At 41.1% G+C, this 321-nt stretch carries 1 pseudogene; it reads right to left on the minus strand.

The features are described from left to right. Positions 1-213: pseudogene (locus J7338_RS20650) on the minus strand (IS110 family transposase); the annotation flags it as partial. Between the last annotated feature and the right edge of the window lie 108 nt (positions 214-321).

Here is a 321-nt window from a genome sequence, read left to right on the forward strand (position 1 = left end):
ATAACCACAAGGGCCGGCTTCATAAACAAAGTGTAGCGTTGCGCCAGGGTATTTAGATTCAAACTGACGAACAAGCTTTTGAATGGCCACTTTGGAAGAAGAAAGTCGACCCAGGTGAACAGGTTGCGCACCTCTATGCTCTTCAATATAGGCGACTTCATTGAATTCTTTATGTGTATCAAGACCGATAAAAAGTATGTTATGTTTATTCATGTTAGCCTCTGCTGTTTAGTTAATTGATAAACTAATTATGGCTCTGGCTTTGAATTAAGCTAACCCACGAAAGCGGAGGCTAACACCGTGTGGGAGTCATTATGTCTA

It is taken from the genome of Pseudoalteromonas ostreae (assembly GCF_018069805.1).
Taxonomy (GTDB): Bacteria; Pseudomonadota; Gammaproteobacteria; order Enterobacterales; family Alteromonadaceae; genus Pseudoalteromonas; species Pseudoalteromonas ostreae.